Genomic DNA, 17,826 nt, shown 5'->3' with positions numbered 1-17,826 from the left:
GAGATAATCTTTGAAAAATTTAAGAAATATTCTATTTTTTTATTCATCCTTTACAACCAAATCAGGAAGAGTTGAATATGGAGTTTATTGCTTAGCGAATATTTTATTATCTCTTTTAGCATTAGATTTATACCGGAACGTAAATCTAGATAATGGAAAAATTCTTAACATTTTTTATAGCTGTCTTATTATCCTAATTACATTTGTTCCCATGCAGGCAGTTACCACACGAAGATTGAGAGATTTAAATGCAAATCCCTCTTTTGTTATTTTTAATTTCATTCCTGTACTTAATATAGCTTTTATAATTTTCTTATTACTGGTAAAAAAAGCAATAGTTTCAAAATGATTTAGGCAAATAATTAAAGTATAAATCTACATATGACAAAACAAGAATTTCTATCTCGTTTACAAGGAGCCACTTTGGTTTCCCTAAAATTTGCAGAGCGTTATGTCAAGGATAAATTAACTTCTGATTTCAAATACAATGTTATTTTTACTCCACCCAATATTTACGGAAATGCTGATCAGTTTGATTTTTATCCTGAAGATGAAGGAATTATAAAACTAAATTTAACTGATAATGAGGTTGTTGATCTACTCTATCGAAAGAATAAAATTCCCGTTGGATCGATATAAGTGTCCTTAAATCAAGTAAAAAAAGTACAACTTTTAATCTTCTTTGCGCTGGAAGATATAGTGATAATGAAGAAGAGTTTTATTATAATGATAATCAATTAGGCGGCCCTTTTGGTATTAAAGGTCCTACATTCCCAATAGGTTATAAAGAGGGCGAAAAATTTTGGCTTAAAAAAAAGCAATTTACTTCAATTATTTATTTTACAAAAATTAAAGCAAAATTCAATTCATGGAAAAGAAGATAACAGATAAAAGAAATTTATTTACTTCTGCTATTATAGGTGTTTTGCTTTCGTTTCCAGTAACCGGATTTATTTATGGATTCTCTATTTGTAAAGATTGTGGAGAAGGAATAAGTGGAATTTTTGGCAGAATACTTATTGGTTTTGTTGAAGCAATTCTAACTACAATTACATTAGGTGCGCCCTGGGATAATGAAGGCGGAACAACGAGTATCAATCTTAGGTTTTATGTTTTTCTGGTTGCTTTATTTTTTACCCTGATGCTTTTTTTCATTCGGAAAAGAAATCAGAATAAGTAGTAAAATTATGATGTTTTGCTATATAAATATTACCTGATGAATTCAATATAGAGACAAAAAATGAAAAAAGCTTTCTACTTATTTTTAATATTAAATTGCAACTTTTGCTTCTCTCAATTTGCACTAGTAAATGATAAAGACGGATATGTAAATGTTCGAAGTTCAGCCAAAATAGCCAATAATATTACAGATAAACTTGATAATGGTTTTGTGGTCTATTATTATGAGCCTCAAGGAAATTGGGCCAATGTAGATTATCAAAAAAATGGAAAATATTTACATGGTTATATCTACAAGGATAAGATAAAAGAAATAAGCAATTTCAAAAAGATTCCTTTAAAATCCAATAGTAACGGAAAAGCAATTCTGGCAGATAAAAATATTAAAATTGAATTTACCGAAACCAAATTTATCAAAGCAAATCATAAATTTAAGTTCCTTGATCAAAATTCAGATATTATTATTAAAGTTGACAATCTGGATGCATTTGGAACTGATGGCGGCATCCCGAAGAGAGAATATAAAGCTATTGAAGTACAAATAAAAAACGAGAAAATAGAAATTCCTGCGAGTGCACTAAAAAACTTATTTGAGCCCAATCTGGAGCTATCAGAAGCGAATTACGATGAAGCAAATAATATTTTATACATTCAGGCATTAAATAGTGATGGCGCCGGAGGATATGTAATATTATGGATTATCGAAGGCAATAAGTATAAAAAAAGGGTTGAAGCTACTCCTTTCTAAAATTAACTTTTAAAACTATGGTTCAAAAAATTCTATCTCTCATAATGCTACTTTTAAGTTTGAATGCTAAAAGTCAAAACGTTGACGAGAGTATAGAAACTGAAGATCATTCAATTTCTGCTCAGCTTTACACAAAGTGTTTTGAAAATTTGAATCAAGGAGCTGAAATTTTAGAAAAGTATCCTGCTTTTAAAGAAACGAAACCCTGTTCTCTTGCGTATTGTATGATGCTATTATCTTACAAAGATGAGGAAATAAAACTTGTTGCTGAACAAAGATTGCAAGGAATTGCAACACAGCTTTTTCAGGAAGGAAATCCTGTATATTTAATTTCCGGCATGGATAGTTTCTTAACAGCACAGGAAAAAAATAAAAATCTTGAAGATGATCATCATATTGTTTACATTAGTTATGCTGAATGTACTAGTCCTGAATTTTTAAGACGAAGTGCTGATATTGTAAATGCACAAACAATGCAATTGATAAAACAAAACTCTCTTAGATAATTTTTCTTGTAAAACCGAATTCCCTAGCCCAGATAGAAGCGGTATCCTTTTTCTTGCTCCTTTAGCAAGGAAAAGATACAAGCGGATAGCTGGAAATAGCTCCTGAAAATTCTAATTAAAGTGAATATTCTGCTCGGAATATATTTATAACAGCCTAATTATAATCCCAGTATACGTATTTTTGTCATTTCGACGAAGGAGAAATCTTCGTAAGAAGCTCGACGAAGATTGGATTTTCGTTACGGAGTTACTGGCGGAGATTTCTCCTTCGTCGAAATGACAAACTTTGAGCAAAAACTCAAATATTTTGATTCTACCTCAAAAACTATATCTTTGAGAAACCAAAACTCACAATCATGAAGGATTTAAAAAAATATAGCAATAAAACAAAAGCTGCTTTTATTTTACTTATTGTGATGCTGATCATTTTGTTAGGGAATTTTAATACACTTCAAAATTCCAAAAATGTAAACGAAAACATTAATGCGATTTATAAGGATCGATTGGTGGTGGCGCATTATATTTTTCAATATTCTAAAGAACTTCACTTTATAAAAGCCGAGGCTGAAAAACTCGACTTAAGCGATACTACTAAAAAAGATGAAATCATTCACACGTTAGATGTGATTCATAATATTGATGATTTGTATGCTAAAACCGTTTTAACGAATAAAGAAAAACAGTATTTTGATACTTTTTTGATTTCATGCAAGGAAATAAACAAACAGGTTGCAAGCAAAAATTGGAGTAAAATTGCCAGTTTAAGCCATGACGCCTTATTGACTTTAGAATCATTATCGAATATCCAGATTCAGGAAGGAAAAGCTAAATTGGCGAGCGCAAATGCTATGTATAGCAAAAATAATAGCCTTGGGCAGCTGCAGATTGCTTTACTTATTATTTTGGGCGGCATCACTTTTTATCTTTTAATTGTAAAGAAAATCAAGCGAAGCATCAAAATTCCTGAACCGCCAAGTATGAACTAACTCATTTTATTTCAGCTTTCTGTCTTCTTCGTTAATCGCGAGATCGTTTATACTCGCAAATCTTTTTTGCATAAGACCATTTGCATCAAATTCCCAATTTTCATTTCCGTAAGCTCTAAACCATTCTCCCTGAAGATTTTGATATTCATATTCAAATCGAACGGCTATTCGGTTTTCGGTATGCGCCCAATATTCTTTTTTAAGTTTATAGTTTTGTTCTTTTTGCCATTTTTGAGTTAGAAAACGTACTATTTCTTCCCTTCCGTTTACAAACTGATCTCTGTTTCTCCATTCGCTGTCTAGCGTATACGCTTTTGAAACTCTTTCGGAATCCTGACTGTTCCAGGCATCTTCTGCTAACTGAATTTTTTGTATTGCTGTTTCATATGTGAAAGGTGGCAACGGTAATTTTTGTTCCATTTTTTATGCAATTAAGGTTTGAATGATTTTTTTTGATTGCTCGATCAATTGATTGGATTTGAATAACTGACTTTCGATAATACAGCTTTCAAAAAGTAAATAAATATGATCTGCGAGAATCTCGTCATTGATCATACTTTTAAAATAATTCCGGAGATCGAATTTATGGCTTTGAATTACACTGAGAATTTTTACATTATCTGAAGGGATTTCTGAAAGTATATTCAGAAAACTACAACCTCTAAAATGCTCTTTCTGATTCATATCAATTAAAAAATCGAACGAAGCCAAAACTTTTGACTTCATTTCTTTTTCTGCTAAAGTGAAGTTTTCTAAGGCATTGAACCAAAAAGAATGCCTTTCATTCAAAAAAGCCACACATAAATCTTCTTTTGACTTAAAGTGCTGGTAAAAACTCGCTTTCGCCACTTTTGCTTCTTCAATAATCTGATTGATACCCGTGGCATTGTATCCCTGTTTATGGAATAAAACTGAAACGGTATCTAAAATTCGTTCTTTTGGCAGCATTTGATAATCATTTAAGATATGCAAATGTAAATAATTATTTTTACAAACAGACAAGTCTGTCTATTTAATTATTATTTCTATTTATTACTACAATTTTGCCCTCTTTACGAAGAAGAATTTCTGGATACTAAACAACTAATCTTTGTAGAGTTTCTTGCGAAGATTTCTCCTTCGTCGAAATTCACAAGATTGGGGTTTCTTTGCGGAGTATGTTGCGTTTTTATCTTTGCCAAAGTTTCAAGATCTGCAATAATTAAACTCAAAAAAAAATCCAAATTCTAAAACTTATAAAAGCTTTGGAATTTGAATTTTTTAAGATCTTGGAATTTAAAGTATTATCTGCTCCACTCTGCGATACTATCTTTGTTTAATTTTACGTAATCCTGATTGTTAGCAGCTTCAGCAGCAGCAAGAGAAGCTTTTGCAGTTTCTACCGCTCCTTTTTTATCTCCTTGTTTAGCCTGGATTTGTGATTTTAATCTTAAGATAAAATATGGTTTTTCGTTACTCATATCTAATGACTTATCGATATAAGTTCGTGCTGTTTCTATGTTTCCGTTTGATTGGAATAAATAAGTTGCAGCAGCAAAATAATCATTTGCACTTGGTCCGCCTAAAGTTTTTTCGATACTTGCTGTAGCAATTTTAGCTGTAGGAACTTCAAATTTTAACGCTACATGAGAGTTTTCCCAAGCCATATCAAGGTATCCAAAATTAGGATCAAGACCATTGATTCCAATTGTAAACGTCTCAAGCGAAGTTGGTAAAGCGTCTTCTTTTACAGTAGTTCTTAAAGCAACATAAGCATCGTTCCAGTTTTCTGGCAATCCCCAGTTGTCTGTAGAAAGGTAAAAAATCACTTCCCAGCTTTCGATTTTAGGAATGGTATATATTGCATATTTTCCTTTTTTTAATGTTTTACCATCAATTACTACATCATCACTAAAATTAATGATCGTATTTTCGTTTGCACCGGTTCTCCATAATTTACCAAACGGAACTAAATTTCCAAAAACCGCTCTGCCTCTGGCACCTGGTCTTGAATAAGTAACTTCAACATCAGTTAATCCAACTGTTTGTTTGATATATCCTTTAGGACTCGCTTGCGGAGTTTTTATTTGTGCCTCTGTAGCAAAAGGAGCCAAAACTATGGCCAATGCAATAAGTAGTTTTTTCATTGTTTGAGTTTATTTTGTTTTGTTCAAATTTACAAATTCAATTACCGAACAAATGTTAAATTTTCTATAATTCAGCCCTTTAACTGTGATATTTTTTGAGCGTTTAATTCATTAAAATGGTTGATAATGATATCAGCATCTGACAAATCCTGTAATTTAGAATGATGACTGTTATATCCTACACAATATATTCCGGCCGCTTTTGCTGCCTTTACACCATTTGTACTGTCTTCGATAATAATACATTCTTCTTTTGGGGCTTTCGATAACGAAGCCGCATGAATAAAAATAGCTGGATTTGGTTTTGATTGCGGAAAATCTTCTCCGCTAACAATATCCGTAAAATACTGGTGCAGACTGAATCTGGTAAAAACGCGATCAATCGTAACTTTTGAAGCCGATGAAGCCAAAATCAATTGTATTCCGCTGGCATATAAATCTTTAATAAGATCCTCTACACCTTCTAAAAGATACAAATCTTCTTTGGTATCAAAAGCATCATTAAAGATACTTCTTTTTCTTTGTATTAAATCTTCGACTTCATGCTCTATTGTTGGAAAAAATCCTTTTAGAGTCTGAAACGTATTTCTAGTCGAAAATCCGGTAAACGAAGTATACATTTCTTCGGTTACTGTAATATCTAATTCTGAAAATTGCTTGTAGTAGGCATAACGATGAACGGGTTCTGTGTCTACAATTACACCATCCATATCGAAAATTACTGTTTTTATCATTCTTTTAAAGTTACTAAGGTTTTTTTTTAAGGTACTAAGGTTCTGAGATACTAAGGCTCTAAGTTTTTTTTGATTTTAAAACTTAGCAACTTAGAACCTTAGTCTCTTAGTATCTTCGTTACTCTTTCTTAAGCAAATGTCTGATCACGGTTTCAGCTACGTATAAACCGAATAAACCCGGCATATAACTGTTGGTTCCGTAAAATGACTTTTTAAAGTTTTTTCCGTCGGTTAATTTTAAGCTTTTTTCGTCTTGAATTTCAGAGGAGAAAACTACTTTTAGTTTGTTTATTTTTTCTGCTTTCAGGCGTTTTCTGATCGTTTTAGAAAAGTAGCAGTTAATGGTTTTAGAAATATCTGTCACTTTTACTTTAGCAGCCAGCATTTTTCCTCCAGCGCCCATACTACTAATGATTTTTACTCTTTTGCGTTTGGCTGCAATAATTAGGTTCAATTTTGGCGTAATGCTGTCGATACAATCCAAAACATAATCAAACTCTGGAGAAACGATCTCAAAAGCTCTTTCAGGAGATAAAAATTCCTGCACACGCGTAAGTTTCAATTCCGGATTAATATCCATTAAACGATCTCCTACGATTGTAATTTTAGGTTGTCCAACAGTAGAATGCAAAGCTGGTAATTGTCTGTTGATGTTTGTAATATCTACTACATCTCCGTCTACAATTGTCATATTCCCCACTCCTGCTCTCGCCAAAAACTCAGCTGCAAATGATCCTACTCCACCTAAACCCACTACCAAAACATTTGAGTTTTGTAAATTTTGTAATCCTTCTTTTGTAAATAAAAGCTCGGCTCTTTCTGTCCACTCTGCCATATCTTAAATTATTGTTTTTTTAGTTTAAATTGTTTTATGTTTTCAGGTTCTTGTCCTGAAAAACATTATAAAAATTACTTGAGATAATCCCTTGCAATTCTTTGATTGTTATGTTTTTATATTCTGATGCTACATTATAAACCTGCTGAATTCCTTCTTCGATTGTATCTGTTTCCAGAAAAAAGCGATCATTCGGAATCTTTTCAAAAACAGTCTTTAAATCTGGATTTCTCAATAGATATTTTCCAAATGAAAGATAAAATCCTGCTGCAATCAACTGAGTGGCGATTTGGTTATTTTTCGAAAAACCATGAATAATCATCGGAACCGATATTTTCATTTTCTTTTTAATCGCAATTACTTCCTGAAAAGCAGCTACGCAATGTATCACAACCGGTTTTTTATATTTTTCGGCCAAAGCCAATTGTTTTTCAAAAACTATAATTTGCTGCTCAAACGGAATTTCAATGCGTTTGTCTAAACCACATTCACCAATCGCCAGGCAATTTTGAGTCTGTAATTTTTCTTCGATAATTTTCAAATATTCCTCAATTTGATCTTCCTTAATATACCACGGATGAATCCCGATGGAATAAAACGGGATCGAGTCATCAAATTCATTCGGATACTGATTGACCAACTCCAATACATTCGATTGATTCGTAAATTGATGGGTATGAAAATTAAAGAATTCCATTAATGAAATGTTTTAACTCCCGCTTTTATTTCGACATTCAAATCATTTTCTAAAGGAACAAGCGGACAAGAATATTTATGATTATAAGCACAATACGGATTATAAGCCTGATTAAAATCGACCGCGATTGTATTTCCTTTCGGAATTTTCAAATCGATATATCTTCCTCCTATATAACTTTCTTTTCCGGAAGTCAAATCTGAAAAAGGCAGAAACAAATGATCTTTGTATTCTTTGGTTTTCGAAAGTTCTATATTTCTATAAACATTTAGTTTAAGCGCAACTCCGTCTATAGTAAAATATAAAGTTCCGTATTTAATGTATTTTGGCGTTCTTGTTCCTGTGGTTTTCATTTCGAAAACTTTTTCGTTTTGTGCTTTTTCGAATTTCGCATTCACAAAATACTTACTGTTTATAGGATAAAAATCTAAAGTTTTAAAAGTCTTTAAATCTTCTGCCATCAACGGACTAGTTTTAGGATCAGCGTATTCGCCATTAATCGTCTTATGAAATTTTTCAGCTTCTTTTTGATCAAATTTATTTTGGCCAAAACAGAAATTCACAATCAGTAATATTAAAAAAGCAATACCGTTTTTCATCTTTGAAATTTTGAGCAAAAATAGTTTAAAAGTAACAAAGCAGCAACCTGTGATCCCTACAAAGTTTCGTAACTTTGTTGCAAATAACTTATTTATAATGCTCAAGACCGCTTTTAGTCACTACATCAATAATTTTAAAGGATTTTCAAGAGAAATTTGGATACTTACAATTGTCACTTTTATCAATCGTGCGGGAACGATGGTGCTTCCTTTTTTATCAAAATATTTAAAAGAAGATCTTCAGTTTACTTACAATCAAGTGGGATGGATTATGGTGGCATTTGGTTTAGGATCGATGTTAGGATCCTGGCTGGGCGGAAAATTATCAGATAAAATTGGTTTTTACAAAATCATGATTTTTAGTTTATTTACGAGCGGAGTCTCACTTTTCTTTATACAATATATCACCACATTTTGGACTTTATGCATTGCCATGTTTGTTTTAATGACCATTGCAGATATGTTTCGTCCGGCAATGTTTGTTTCGTTGGGCGCTTATGCCAAACCAGAAAACAGAACAAGAGCCTTGACTTTAGTTCGTTTAGCAGTAAATCTTGGTTTTGCTGCCGGTCCTGCGTTAGGAGGTTTGATTATTATGGGAATTGGATATTCAGGTTTGTTCTGGATTGATGGAGCTTCGTGTATTATATCAATTTCGATTTTTGCTTTATTGGTTAAAGAAAAGAAAAAAGTGATTCATGAAGACAAAGCTGAAAGTGCAGCAGCAATAAAATCGGTTTTTCATGATAAAATCTTTTGGGTTTTCTTGTTTGTAAGCTTTGTTACGGCTATGATTTTCTTTCAGCTTTTTACCACTTTGCCTTTATATCATAATGAAAAATTTGGCTTAAGCGAGTTTCAAACCGGATTATTAATGACCTTAAACGGACTTTTAATCTTTGCGCTGGAAATGCCAACAGTTGGTTTTATGGAGAGAAAAGGGTTTCCCAAAATCAGGATTATCATTCTTGGATCTTTTATAATGTCACTCAGTTTCTTTTTATTATTAATAAATGTCTGGGCCGGAATTCTCGTTATCAGCATGATTTGTATTTCGATTGGCGAAATTCTAACGTTTCCGTTTTCGAATGCTTTTGCTTTAAGCAGAGCTCCAAAAGGTCAGGAAGGCCGCTATATGGCATTATATACCATGAGTTTTAGTTTGGCACATATTATTAGCTCAAAAGTTGGTTTTGAAATTATTTCCAGATTAGGCTATCAAATCAACTGGCTTTTTATGGCTTGTATAGGAGTTTTTGCAACGCTTTGTTGTTTCTGGATTAGGAATGCTTTAATCGACGAGAAAGTCTGATTCAATAATTTTACCGCAAAGGGCGCTAAGATTTACGCAAAGTTCGCTAAGTTATTTTAAGGTGATATTTTTATAAACATAAAGTTCGCAAAGCTTTTTCAACACAAAGCTTTGCGAACTTTTTTATTTAATAAAATCACACTTTAGATATAAAAAACTTTGCGCTCTTTGCGGTAAAATTTTCATCCTCCATTTTAATCTAAAAATCATACAATTATGGATACGCTTATATTATTTAAAAACAATTAAACTTCTTTTTTAGTTAAATAACTATTTTTATAGTTGTGTAACTAGAAAAATAGTTGTAGGTTTGAATTAAAATTAAAAAACATGCAAAAGTTAACCAACAAGGAAGAGGAAATCATGCAAATTTTATGGAAACTTAAAAAAGCATTCGTAAAAGAAATACAAGCAGAGATTACTGAAGATCAACCACATTACAACACGCTTTCTACGATTGTGCGCAATCTTGAAGAAAAAGGTTTTGTGGGCCATAATGCATTTGGAAATACGCATCAATATTATCCAATAGTTACTTTAGAAGCTTATAGCAAAAAGTATATGAAGACTGCAATCGACAACTATTTTAATAGTTCGTATAAAAATATGGTTTCGTTTTTTGCCAAAGAAGAAAAAATTTCGGCAGCAGAATTACGTGAAATCTTAGCTATGATCGAAAATCCAAAAGAAGAAAAATAATTATTATGGAGGCATTTTTCATATTTATCGCAAAATCCTGTGGACTATTAGTTTTGTTTTATTGTGCGTATTATTTTTTACTGCGCAAAGAGACTTTTTTTACTAGTAACAGATGGTTTTTATTGGCTGGGCTAATTACTTCTATTGTATTGCCATTTTTGGTTTACACCAAAGAGGTATGGGTTGACCCTACTCCAATGATAAATTTGAATCTTTCCCAAATCAATGTCACTCAGCCTATAGAGGAATCTTTTCAAATAAATTGGAACTATGTATTCCTTGTTCTATACAGTATAGGTTTCATGATTTTTGTATTCAAATTTTTAATGGATTTTAGAAGCTTAAATTCCGTTTTAAAAGGAAAAAAATTATCACAACAAGCTGACTTTAAATTCATTGATACTACAGAAAATATTGCGCCATTCTCTTATTTCGATTATATCGTTTACAATTCATCAATGTATACTACTGTAGAATTAGAGAATATCATTGAGCACGAAAAAGTGCATAGCGAGCAAAATCATACTTTCGATGTACTTATTTCAAGAGTATTCTGTATTCTTTTCTGGTTCAATCCGTTTGTGTGGCTTTACAAAAAAGCAATTACCCAAAATCTTGAATTTATTGCAGATAAAGTTGCTGCACAAAGAATAACTGATAGAAGATCATATCAATACACCCTTTTAAAAATAACAACACATGAAAATTGTGTTGCCATCACCAATCATTTTTATCAATCATTAATCAAAAAACGAATCGTTATGTTAAACAAAAATCAATCAAAAAAACGAAATTCCTGGAAGTTTTGTGTTGTAGTTCCGGCACTTGTTGCGTTTGTTCTTTTATTTCAAATTGAGACTGTTGCGCATGAAAAACCTCAGTTGGTAACTGTAAAAAGCAATACAGAAGGAATTGATGTTTTTAAAATCACGAAAACAACTACAGACGAGGAATTCAATCAAAAAGTAAAAACGCTGAAGGAAAATTTTGACATTACAGCTTCTTTTTCAGATTTAGAAAGAAATTCAAAAAACGAACTAATCGCTATAAAAGTAGAATTAAAAAAAGGAAATGAAATTGCCAGGCAAATGGAGGTAGAAGGAAATAATGCCATCAAAGCTTTTGCTATCGTTATCTCTACACTTGAAAACGGAAAACTAACAGTTGATTTTAAAACTGATGAAACTGCCATTACCAATAACAATATAAAAGCTTTAAACAATTCGGCATTAACCGGAGAAAAAGAGATCTTTATTAATGGCGAAAAAGCGACTGAGGCGGAACTAAATAATTTAGATTCTAAAGAAATCGAGAGTATGGATGTTTCGAAAAAATCAGGCAAAACAACCATCAAAATCATTACTAAACATCTTACGAAACCAATTAAAATTAGTGACAAAGAAGTTTATATTAACGGTGTAAAATCAAACCAAAAAGAAGTATCAGATCTGGATCAAAACACAATTGAGAGTGTTGATGTAAATACCAAAGGAAATACAGTTGAAATTACGACAAAAACGGTAACCAATAGTAATGACTCTAAAACAACAACAAACGTTGTAACAATTTCAGGCCAACAGGAAAAGCCTATTGTTTATATTAACGGTAAACTTACCAGTCCTGATTTTGATATGAATGATATTGATCCTAACAAAATAAGCAGTATGAATGTTTTGAAAGGACAAAAAGCAACGGAAAAATATGGGTCGGACGGAAAAAACGGCGTGATAGAAATCACTACCAAAACTCCAACAGACAAAGATGGAAACGAAAAAAGAGTTTACAGAGGACATCCAACTATCAAAAGTACTAGCGAAATATCAACCACTATAAAATCAGATGGTAAGGCGAAACAATTAATAATTGTTGACGGAGTAATCGTGACCGACAAAAGTATGAGTGATTTAGATTCATTAGACATCAAAAAAATGGAAATCTATAAAGGCGCTGAAGCAATTGCAAAATATGGAGAAAAAGGAAAAAATGGCGTTATTGTTATTACCACGAGAAAATAATTAAAACCCTGGTCCGTTACTGAAACTCCAAAAAAAGATAAATAAATATTATGGAAACACTTTTCACATTTATCGCAAAATCAAGCGGATTGATAGTATTGTTTTATTGTGCTTATTATTTTTTACTGCGCAAAGAAACTTTTTTTAGCAGCAACAGATGGTTTTTATTGGCTGGATTAGTTACTTCTATTGTCTTGCCTTTTATAGTTTATACAAAAACAGTTTGGGTTAATCCTAGTCCACTTTTGGCTGATAATTTTCAAATTAATGCACCACAAATTAACGAAGCCACATCTTTCACAGTCGATTGGAATTTGACTTTACTAGCTGTTTATGTCCTTGGTTTTCTGGCCTTAGTAATAAAATTTGCCTTTGATTTTTATAGTTTAAATACGGTACTAAAAGGCAAAAAAGTAAAGCAACAAGCTGATTTTAAATTTGTAGACATCAACGAAAATATTGCTCCTTTCTCCTACTTTGATTATATCGTGTACAACTCATCACTGTACAGCGAATCAGAGTTAGAAAGTATCCTGGAACATGAAAAAGTACACAGCGAGCAAAATCATACAATAGATGTTTTAGTATCAAGAGTATTTTGTGTTTTATTTTGGTTCAACCCTGTTATTTGGCTGTACAAAAAAGCCATTTTGCAAAATCTTGAATTTATTGCAGATAACGAAGCTGCGCAAAAAATATCCGACAAAAAAGTGTATCAATACACACTTTTAAAAATAACAACACATGAAAATTGTGTTGCCATTACCAATCATTTTTATCAATCATTAATCAAAAAACGAATCATTATGTTAAACAAAAAACAATCAAAAAAGAGAAATTCCTGGAAGTTCTATGTGATACTTCCGGCACTTGCAGCTTTTGTACTTTTATTTCAGGTTGAAGTAATTGCAAAAGAAAAACAACAGGTTATAAAAGATCTTTCGGGAGAAATCAATTCTGTAGATGTATATAAAATTAAAAAGAATAGTACAGATGCAGAATTAAAGGATATAAAAGAGAAATTAAAATCAATACACAATATTGACTTTGAAGTCTCTGATATAAAAAGAAATGCCCAGAGTGATCTGACTTCAATTATAATTGATGTCAAAAGTGGTGATCAACAATCAAAATCTATTCAAACGGGAGGAACTAAACCTATCAAAGATTTCGGAATAATTGTTACAACAGACAAAGATGGAAAGAAAAAAGTAGGTTTTCAAACTGGAGACGAAACAAATAAAGAGCAAAGAACCAGTAAATCAATTACAATAAATCAAAATACCAACAGCAATACTAATACTGACAAAAATGCTAAAACTAATCATATTAATGATAAAAATACTAGTTCAGGTACTAGTACAAATATTCTAAGCGCTGATGCAGCTAATTCTTATAACTACACTATAAATAGTGACGTTAAAAACGGAACTGTCATAACAGTGTCTTCAGAAAATGCACAAAAATCAGAACCATTAATAATTGTCGATGGTATTGTAATTACCTCAAATAAAAGTACAGAAGATCTTCAGAAACTTAATATCCAGTCAATGAATGTTTTTAAAGGTCCTGAGGCTTCAAAAAAATATGGTGAAGAAGGTAAAAACGGAGTAATTGTAATAGAAACTAAAAAAGAATAGTTTCTAATTGCGTAAAAAACTAAAAATCATGCAAAAGTTAACCAATAAAGAAGAAGAAATCATGCATATTTTATGGAAGCTTAAAAAAGCATTCGTAAAAGAAATACAAGCAGAGATTACTGAAGACCAGCCACATTATAACACGCTTTCGACAATTGTTCGCAATCTTGAAGAAAAAGGTTTTGTAGGTCACAATGCTTTTGGAAACACACATCAATATCATCCTGTAATTACGCTCGAAGCTTATAGCAAAAAGTATATGAATACGGCAATTGACAACTATTTTAATAGTTCGTATAAAAACATGGTTTCATTTTTTGCTAAAGAAGAAAAAATTTCGGCTGCAGAATTACGCGAGATCTTAGCTATGATCGAAACTCCACAAGAAGTAAAATAATCGTTATGGAAGTACTTTTCACCTTTATCGCAAAATCCAGCGGGTTACTAATACTATTTTATTGCGCTTATTATTTTTTATTGCGCAAAGAAACCTTTTTTACCAGCAGCAGATGGTTTTTATTGGCTGGACTAATCACTTCAGTAGCTTTACCTTTTTTGGTCTACACTAAAGTTGTCTGGATCGAGCCTGCTCCTGTTGAAGTTTCGGTAGCAAATGAAAATTTTAGCGCTGTTTCGGATTTAAAGTATTCTCAATTTCCAATTTCTCATCATATTGAAAATGAATCTTTTGATCTTAATTGGAATTATATACTGCTGGCTATTTACATCATTGGTTTTATAGCTTTAGTAATAAAGTTCGCCATTGACTTTTATAGTTTAAATACTGTTTTAAAGGGTAAGAAAGTACAACAACAAGCTGATTTTAAATTTGTAGATATTAACGAAGACATTGCTCCGTTTTCTTATTTTGATTATATCGTTTACAACTCATCAATGTTTACGCCATCAGAATTAGAAAATATAATTGAACACGAAAAAGTACACAGCGATCAAAATCATACTGTAGATGTCCTTATATCGAGAGTTTTTTGTGTACTCTTTTGGTTCAATCCAATAATCTGGCTGTATAAAAAAGCAATTCTGCAAAATCTTGAATTCATTGCAGATAGCGAAGCGGCCAAAAAAATATCCGACAAAAAAGCGTACCAATACACGCTTTTAAAAATTACAACACATGAAAGTTGTGTTGCCATTACCAATCATTTTTATCAATCATTAATCAAAAAACGAATTGTCATGTTAAACAAAAATCAATCAAAAAAGAGAAATTACTGGAAGTATTACGCTATAATTCCGGCACTTGTGGCTTTTGTGCTTTTATTTCAAATTAATACAATCGCACAGGAAAAAGAACGAAAAGAAGTTAAGAAAGTTACTGAGAAACAAGACCCGTCTTATGTTTTTAAAATTCAAAAAAATACAACTGATCAGCAATTAAAAGAAATGGCTGAGGACTTTAAACAACAACACAATATTGATGTTGTAGTTTCTAATGTAAAAAGAAACACTAAAAATGAGTTAATCGCCATTAAAGTTGAGATTGCAAAAGGTACAGAAAATGTGCAAACTTTAGAAATCGACGGTGATGAACCTATACATGACAGTGGAATAGCAATTACAACAGAAAACAATGGCTCTAAAAAAATAGGTATTGTTTCCGGTGATTCTATTGAAAAACCAATGGTTGCCGGAAATCACGTTGCAGAAGTAAATGAAAAGAATAACTCAAATGTTTCTGCGGGAGCTGTAACCCCTCCTACGCCTCCATCTCCTCCTGCGTTTCCTGCCGGACCAATGCCGCAAGCGCCTAACGCTAATTTTAAAATGCCCAAAGCTCCTGTAGCTCCGGCAAATTATAAAGATAAAGCTGCAATGGCCAAGTTTGAAAAAGAAATGGCTGAATTTGAGAAAAAAATGGCCGTTATTGAGCCACAAATGGCAGAGTACGAAAAGCAAGTAGAAAAATTGATGTCGCAAAGAGAAGCTATTTACGAGAAAGAAATGGCTAAATATGAACTTGCTATGGATAAATTTAATCTCGACATTGAAAAGAAGTATGGAAAAGATTCTAAAACATACGAAGCGAACATGGAACAATTTGAAATTAACATGAAACAACATGAAATTGACATGAGACAACGCGAAAAAGACATTAAACAAAAGGAGAGAGATATAAAACTGCAGGAAAGAGACATGAAACTGCAAGAGAAAGATATGAAGCTTCATGAAAGAGAACTAAAAAGAATAGAAAAAGAGAATAAAAGATCTTAATTCATCAAGCCCAAAAAATATACATGAAAAACTCATTTTTTATTCTGTCACTCCTACTCGTTTTTAATTTAACGTTTAGTCAAAAAAGTGAAGATCAATTAACCGAACAAAAAATTGACAATTATATTAAAGAAGTAATAGCAATCAATGAAATTCCCGGAGTTGCATTGGGCGTTGTAAAAGACGGCAAAGTTATTTATGAGAAATATTTTGGGAAAGCCGTTCTGGAAGAAAATAAAGCAGTGGATAAAAACACTGCTTTTAAACTCTTCTCAACCACTAAGCTTATTACTAATATTGGTGTTTTTCAACTTATTGAAAAAGGGAAATTATCATTAGAAGATCCTATTTCTAAATACATTGACAATCTTCCTAATCAATGGCAAAAGATACAAGTCAAAAACCTTTTGTCACATTCTTCTGGTTTGCCTAATATTATTAGGTTCGAAGACATAAAGATTACGATGCCTTTTGATGAAAAAATGTCGATTTTAGCTAAAAAACCAATGGAATTCGTTACTGGAAATGAATACAGTTATAACCAAACCAATTATTTATTTCTAACCAAAATCATGGAGAAAATTACCGGTTTAACTTTTGAGGATTACATTTTGCAAAATCAGTTTCCGGCAATACAATCGGGTATTTATTTTTCTTCGGATTTTGGAGAAAACAGACCTAATAGTGTTCCCAGATATAATTATAATATCGAAACTAAGAAATATGTAAGAAGCACTTCAAACTTTGGATATGATGCCCATTCTGCCAATGGTTTAAACATTACTTTACAAAACTTTCTACGATGGAACGAAAACCTCGATAAAGATGTTTATCTTAATAAAGAAACTAAATATTCGATGTGGAAGCCTTTTACATTTGCGAACAATACAGATCGTTTTGCTTACGGCTGGGAAATCGTTCCGGTAAATAAAATTCTTTCGTATGGTTTTACAGGAGGAAACGAAACGGCATTTAGAAAATTTCCTGATAATAAATTGACGATTATATTTTTAGCAAACGGGCATAAATATTCTAATTTATATGTTCAAAGTCAGGTAATCAATCATGTGGCATCAATTGTAGATAAATCCTTAACCGATGAATATTATCTCGCCGGTGAAAAAATCAATCAGAACTTTTTAAAATTAAATATCGAAGAAGCAAAGCAAAATTATCTAGATACAAAGAAAAGTCATCCTGATTGGGATTTTGAGTACCGATTAAACATTATTGGTTATACATTAATAGATCACGGAAGAATAAATGACGGCATCAAAGTTTTAGAATTAAACACAATAGAAAATCCAAAATCCGGAAATGCATTTGATAGTTTGGCTGATGGCTATTTTAGAAATAATCAGTTCGAAATTTCAAAAGAAAATTATAAAAAGTCACTCGAACTACAATCTGATAATGCTAACGCAAAAGAAATGCTTGCGAAAATCGATAAGCTTCTGGAAAAGAAATCATAAACCTTATAATAACAGAAATCACTCAAAAAAGACTTTGCCCAACCGC

The 17,826-nt window shown here is 31.9% G+C and carries 20 protein-coding genes; 13 read left to right on the top strand and 7 right to left on the bottom strand.

Going from position 1 to position 17,826, the window contains the following annotated elements; translation table 11 throughout:
- Positions 1–10 precede the first annotated feature (10 nt).
- The 6 genes from ACIDC4_RS05340 (at position 11) to ACIDC4_RS05315 (ending at position 3,419) form a co-directional block, all read left to right on the top strand.
- The gene (locus tag ACIDC4_RS05340; RefSeq protein WP_412042070.1) at positions 11–349 is read left to right on the top strand and encodes a DUF805 domain-containing protein; all 339 of its coding nucleotides are present in this window, start codon (positions 11–13) and stop codon (positions 347–349) included.
- Between the two features lie 32 nt (positions 350–381).
- The gene (locus tag ACIDC4_RS05335; protein ID WP_412042069.1) at positions 382–639 is read left to right on the top strand and encodes a hypothetical protein; all 258 of its coding nucleotides are present in this window, start codon (positions 382–384) and stop codon (positions 637–639) included.
- A 229-nt stretch (positions 640–868) separates the two neighbouring features.
- Entirely contained in the window at positions 869–1,180 is a 312-nt protein-coding gene (locus ACIDC4_RS05330) for a hypothetical protein (protein ID WP_412042068.1), read from the top strand.
- Between the two features lie 60 nt (positions 1,181–1,240).
- A complete protein-coding gene (locus ACIDC4_RS05325; protein WP_412042067.1) occupies positions 1,241–1,927 on the top strand; it encodes an SH3 domain-containing protein in 687 nt (228 codons plus the stop codon).
- Positions 1,928–1,944: 17 nt separating this feature from the next.
- Positions 1,945–2,433, top strand: a complete 489-nt coding sequence (locus ACIDC4_RS05320) for a hypothetical protein (protein ID WP_412042066.1) — start codon at positions 1,945–1,947, stop codon at positions 2,431–2,433.
- Positions 2,434–2,789: 356 nt separating this feature from the next.
- A complete protein-coding gene (locus tag ACIDC4_RS05315; RefSeq protein WP_412042065.1) occupies positions 2,790–3,419 on the top strand; it encodes an MCP four helix bundle domain-containing protein in 630 nt (209 codons plus the stop codon).
- 6 nt (positions 3,420–3,425) lie between these two features.
- On the opposite strand, the gene ACIDC4_RS05310 is transcribed toward ACIDC4_RS05315, so the two are convergent.
- From ACIDC4_RS05310 to ACIDC4_RS05280, 7 genes are all read right to left on the bottom strand, one after another.
- Positions 3,426–3,839 (bottom strand): DUF1348 family protein, encoded by a 414-nt coding sequence (locus ACIDC4_RS05310; RefSeq protein ID WP_412042064.1) that lies wholly within the window; start codon positions 3,837–3,839, stop codon positions 3,426–3,428.
- Between the two features lie 3 nt (positions 3,840–3,842).
- Positions 3,843–4,367 carry a TetR/AcrR family transcriptional regulator gene (locus ACIDC4_RS05305; protein ID WP_412042063.1) on the bottom strand — a complete coding sequence of 175 codons (525 nt, stop codon included), beginning with the start codon at positions 4,365–4,367 and terminating at the stop codon, positions 3,843–3,845.
- A 335-nt stretch (positions 4,368–4,702) separates the two neighbouring features.
- Positions 4,703–5,545, bottom strand: a complete 843-nt coding sequence (locus ACIDC4_RS05300) for a DUF2911 domain-containing protein (RefSeq protein WP_412042062.1) — start codon at positions 5,543–5,545, stop codon at positions 4,703–4,705.
- 71 nt (positions 5,546–5,616) lie between these two features.
- Positions 5,617–6,279, bottom strand: coding sequence for an HAD family hydrolase (locus ACIDC4_RS05295; protein WP_412042061.1), 663 nt, complete (start codon positions 6,277–6,279; stop codon positions 5,617–5,619).
- Between the two features lie 118 nt (positions 6,280–6,397).
- The gene (locus ACIDC4_RS05290; RefSeq protein ID WP_412042060.1) at positions 6,398–7,114 is read right to left on the bottom strand and encodes a tRNA threonylcarbamoyladenosine dehydratase; all 717 of its coding nucleotides are present in this window, start codon (positions 7,112–7,114) and stop codon (positions 6,398–6,400) included.
- Between the two features lie 34 nt (positions 7,115–7,148).
- Positions 7,149–7,811: a TatD family hydrolase gene (locus tag ACIDC4_RS05285; RefSeq protein WP_412042059.1), complete on the bottom strand. Its 663-nt coding sequence runs from the start codon at positions 7,809–7,811 to the stop codon at positions 7,149–7,151.
- Positions 7,811–8,410: a DUF1684 domain-containing protein gene (locus ACIDC4_RS05280; protein ID WP_412042058.1), complete on the bottom strand. Its 600-nt coding sequence runs from the start codon at positions 8,408–8,410 to the stop codon at positions 7,811–7,813. The genes ACIDC4_RS05285 and ACIDC4_RS05280 overlap by 1 nt, the downstream gene beginning before the upstream one ends.
- Positions 8,411–8,507: 97 nt before the next feature.
- On the opposite strand from ACIDC4_RS05280, the gene ACIDC4_RS05275 reads away from it, so the two are divergent.
- From ACIDC4_RS05275 to ACIDC4_RS05245, 7 genes are all read left to right on the top strand, one after another.
- Complete coding sequence (locus ACIDC4_RS05275) at positions 8,508–9,722, top strand: MDR family MFS transporter (RefSeq protein ID WP_412042057.1); 1,215 nt, start codon at positions 8,508–8,510, stop codon at positions 9,720–9,722.
- A gap of 330 nt (positions 9,723–10,052) precedes the next feature.
- Positions 10,053–10,421 (top strand): BlaI/MecI/CopY family transcriptional regulator, encoded by a 369-nt coding sequence (locus ACIDC4_RS05270; RefSeq protein WP_412042056.1) that lies wholly within the window; start codon positions 10,053–10,055, stop codon positions 10,419–10,421.
- 5 nt (positions 10,422–10,426) lie between these two features.
- Positions 10,427–12,436 carry a TonB-dependent receptor plug domain-containing protein gene (locus ACIDC4_RS05265; protein ID WP_412042055.1) on the top strand — a complete coding sequence of 670 codons (2,010 nt, stop codon included), beginning with the start codon at positions 10,427–10,429 and terminating at the stop codon, positions 12,434–12,436.
- Between the two features lie 50 nt (positions 12,437–12,486).
- Positions 12,487–14,076, top strand: coding sequence for a M56 family metallopeptidase (locus ACIDC4_RS05260; protein WP_412042054.1), 1,590 nt, complete (start codon positions 12,487–12,489; stop codon positions 14,074–14,076).
- A gap of 28 nt (positions 14,077–14,104) precedes the next feature.
- Positions 14,105–14,473, top strand: coding sequence for a BlaI/MecI/CopY family transcriptional regulator (locus tag ACIDC4_RS05255; RefSeq protein ID WP_194618171.1), 369 nt, complete (start codon positions 14,105–14,107; stop codon positions 14,471–14,473).
- 5 nt (positions 14,474–14,478) lie between these two features.
- Positions 14,479–16,308 (top strand): M56 family metallopeptidase, encoded by a 1,830-nt coding sequence (locus ACIDC4_RS05250; RefSeq protein WP_412042053.1) that lies wholly within the window; start codon positions 14,479–14,481, stop codon positions 16,306–16,308.
- A 23-nt stretch (positions 16,309–16,331) separates the two neighbouring features.
- Positions 16,332–17,780, top strand: coding sequence for a serine hydrolase (locus ACIDC4_RS05245; RefSeq protein ID WP_412042052.1), 1,449 nt, complete (start codon positions 16,332–16,334; stop codon positions 17,778–17,780).
- The last annotated feature ends 46 nt before the right edge of the window (positions 17,781–17,826 follow it).

The sequence above is a fragment of the Flavobacterium sp. C3NV genome, from assembly GCF_046825355.2.
Taxonomy (GTDB): domain Bacteria; phylum Bacteroidota; class Bacteroidia; order Flavobacteriales; family Flavobacteriaceae; genus Flavobacterium.
The sequence above is the reverse complement of the archived record's forward strand: the minus strand, read 5'-3'. Positions and strand labels throughout refer to the sequence as shown.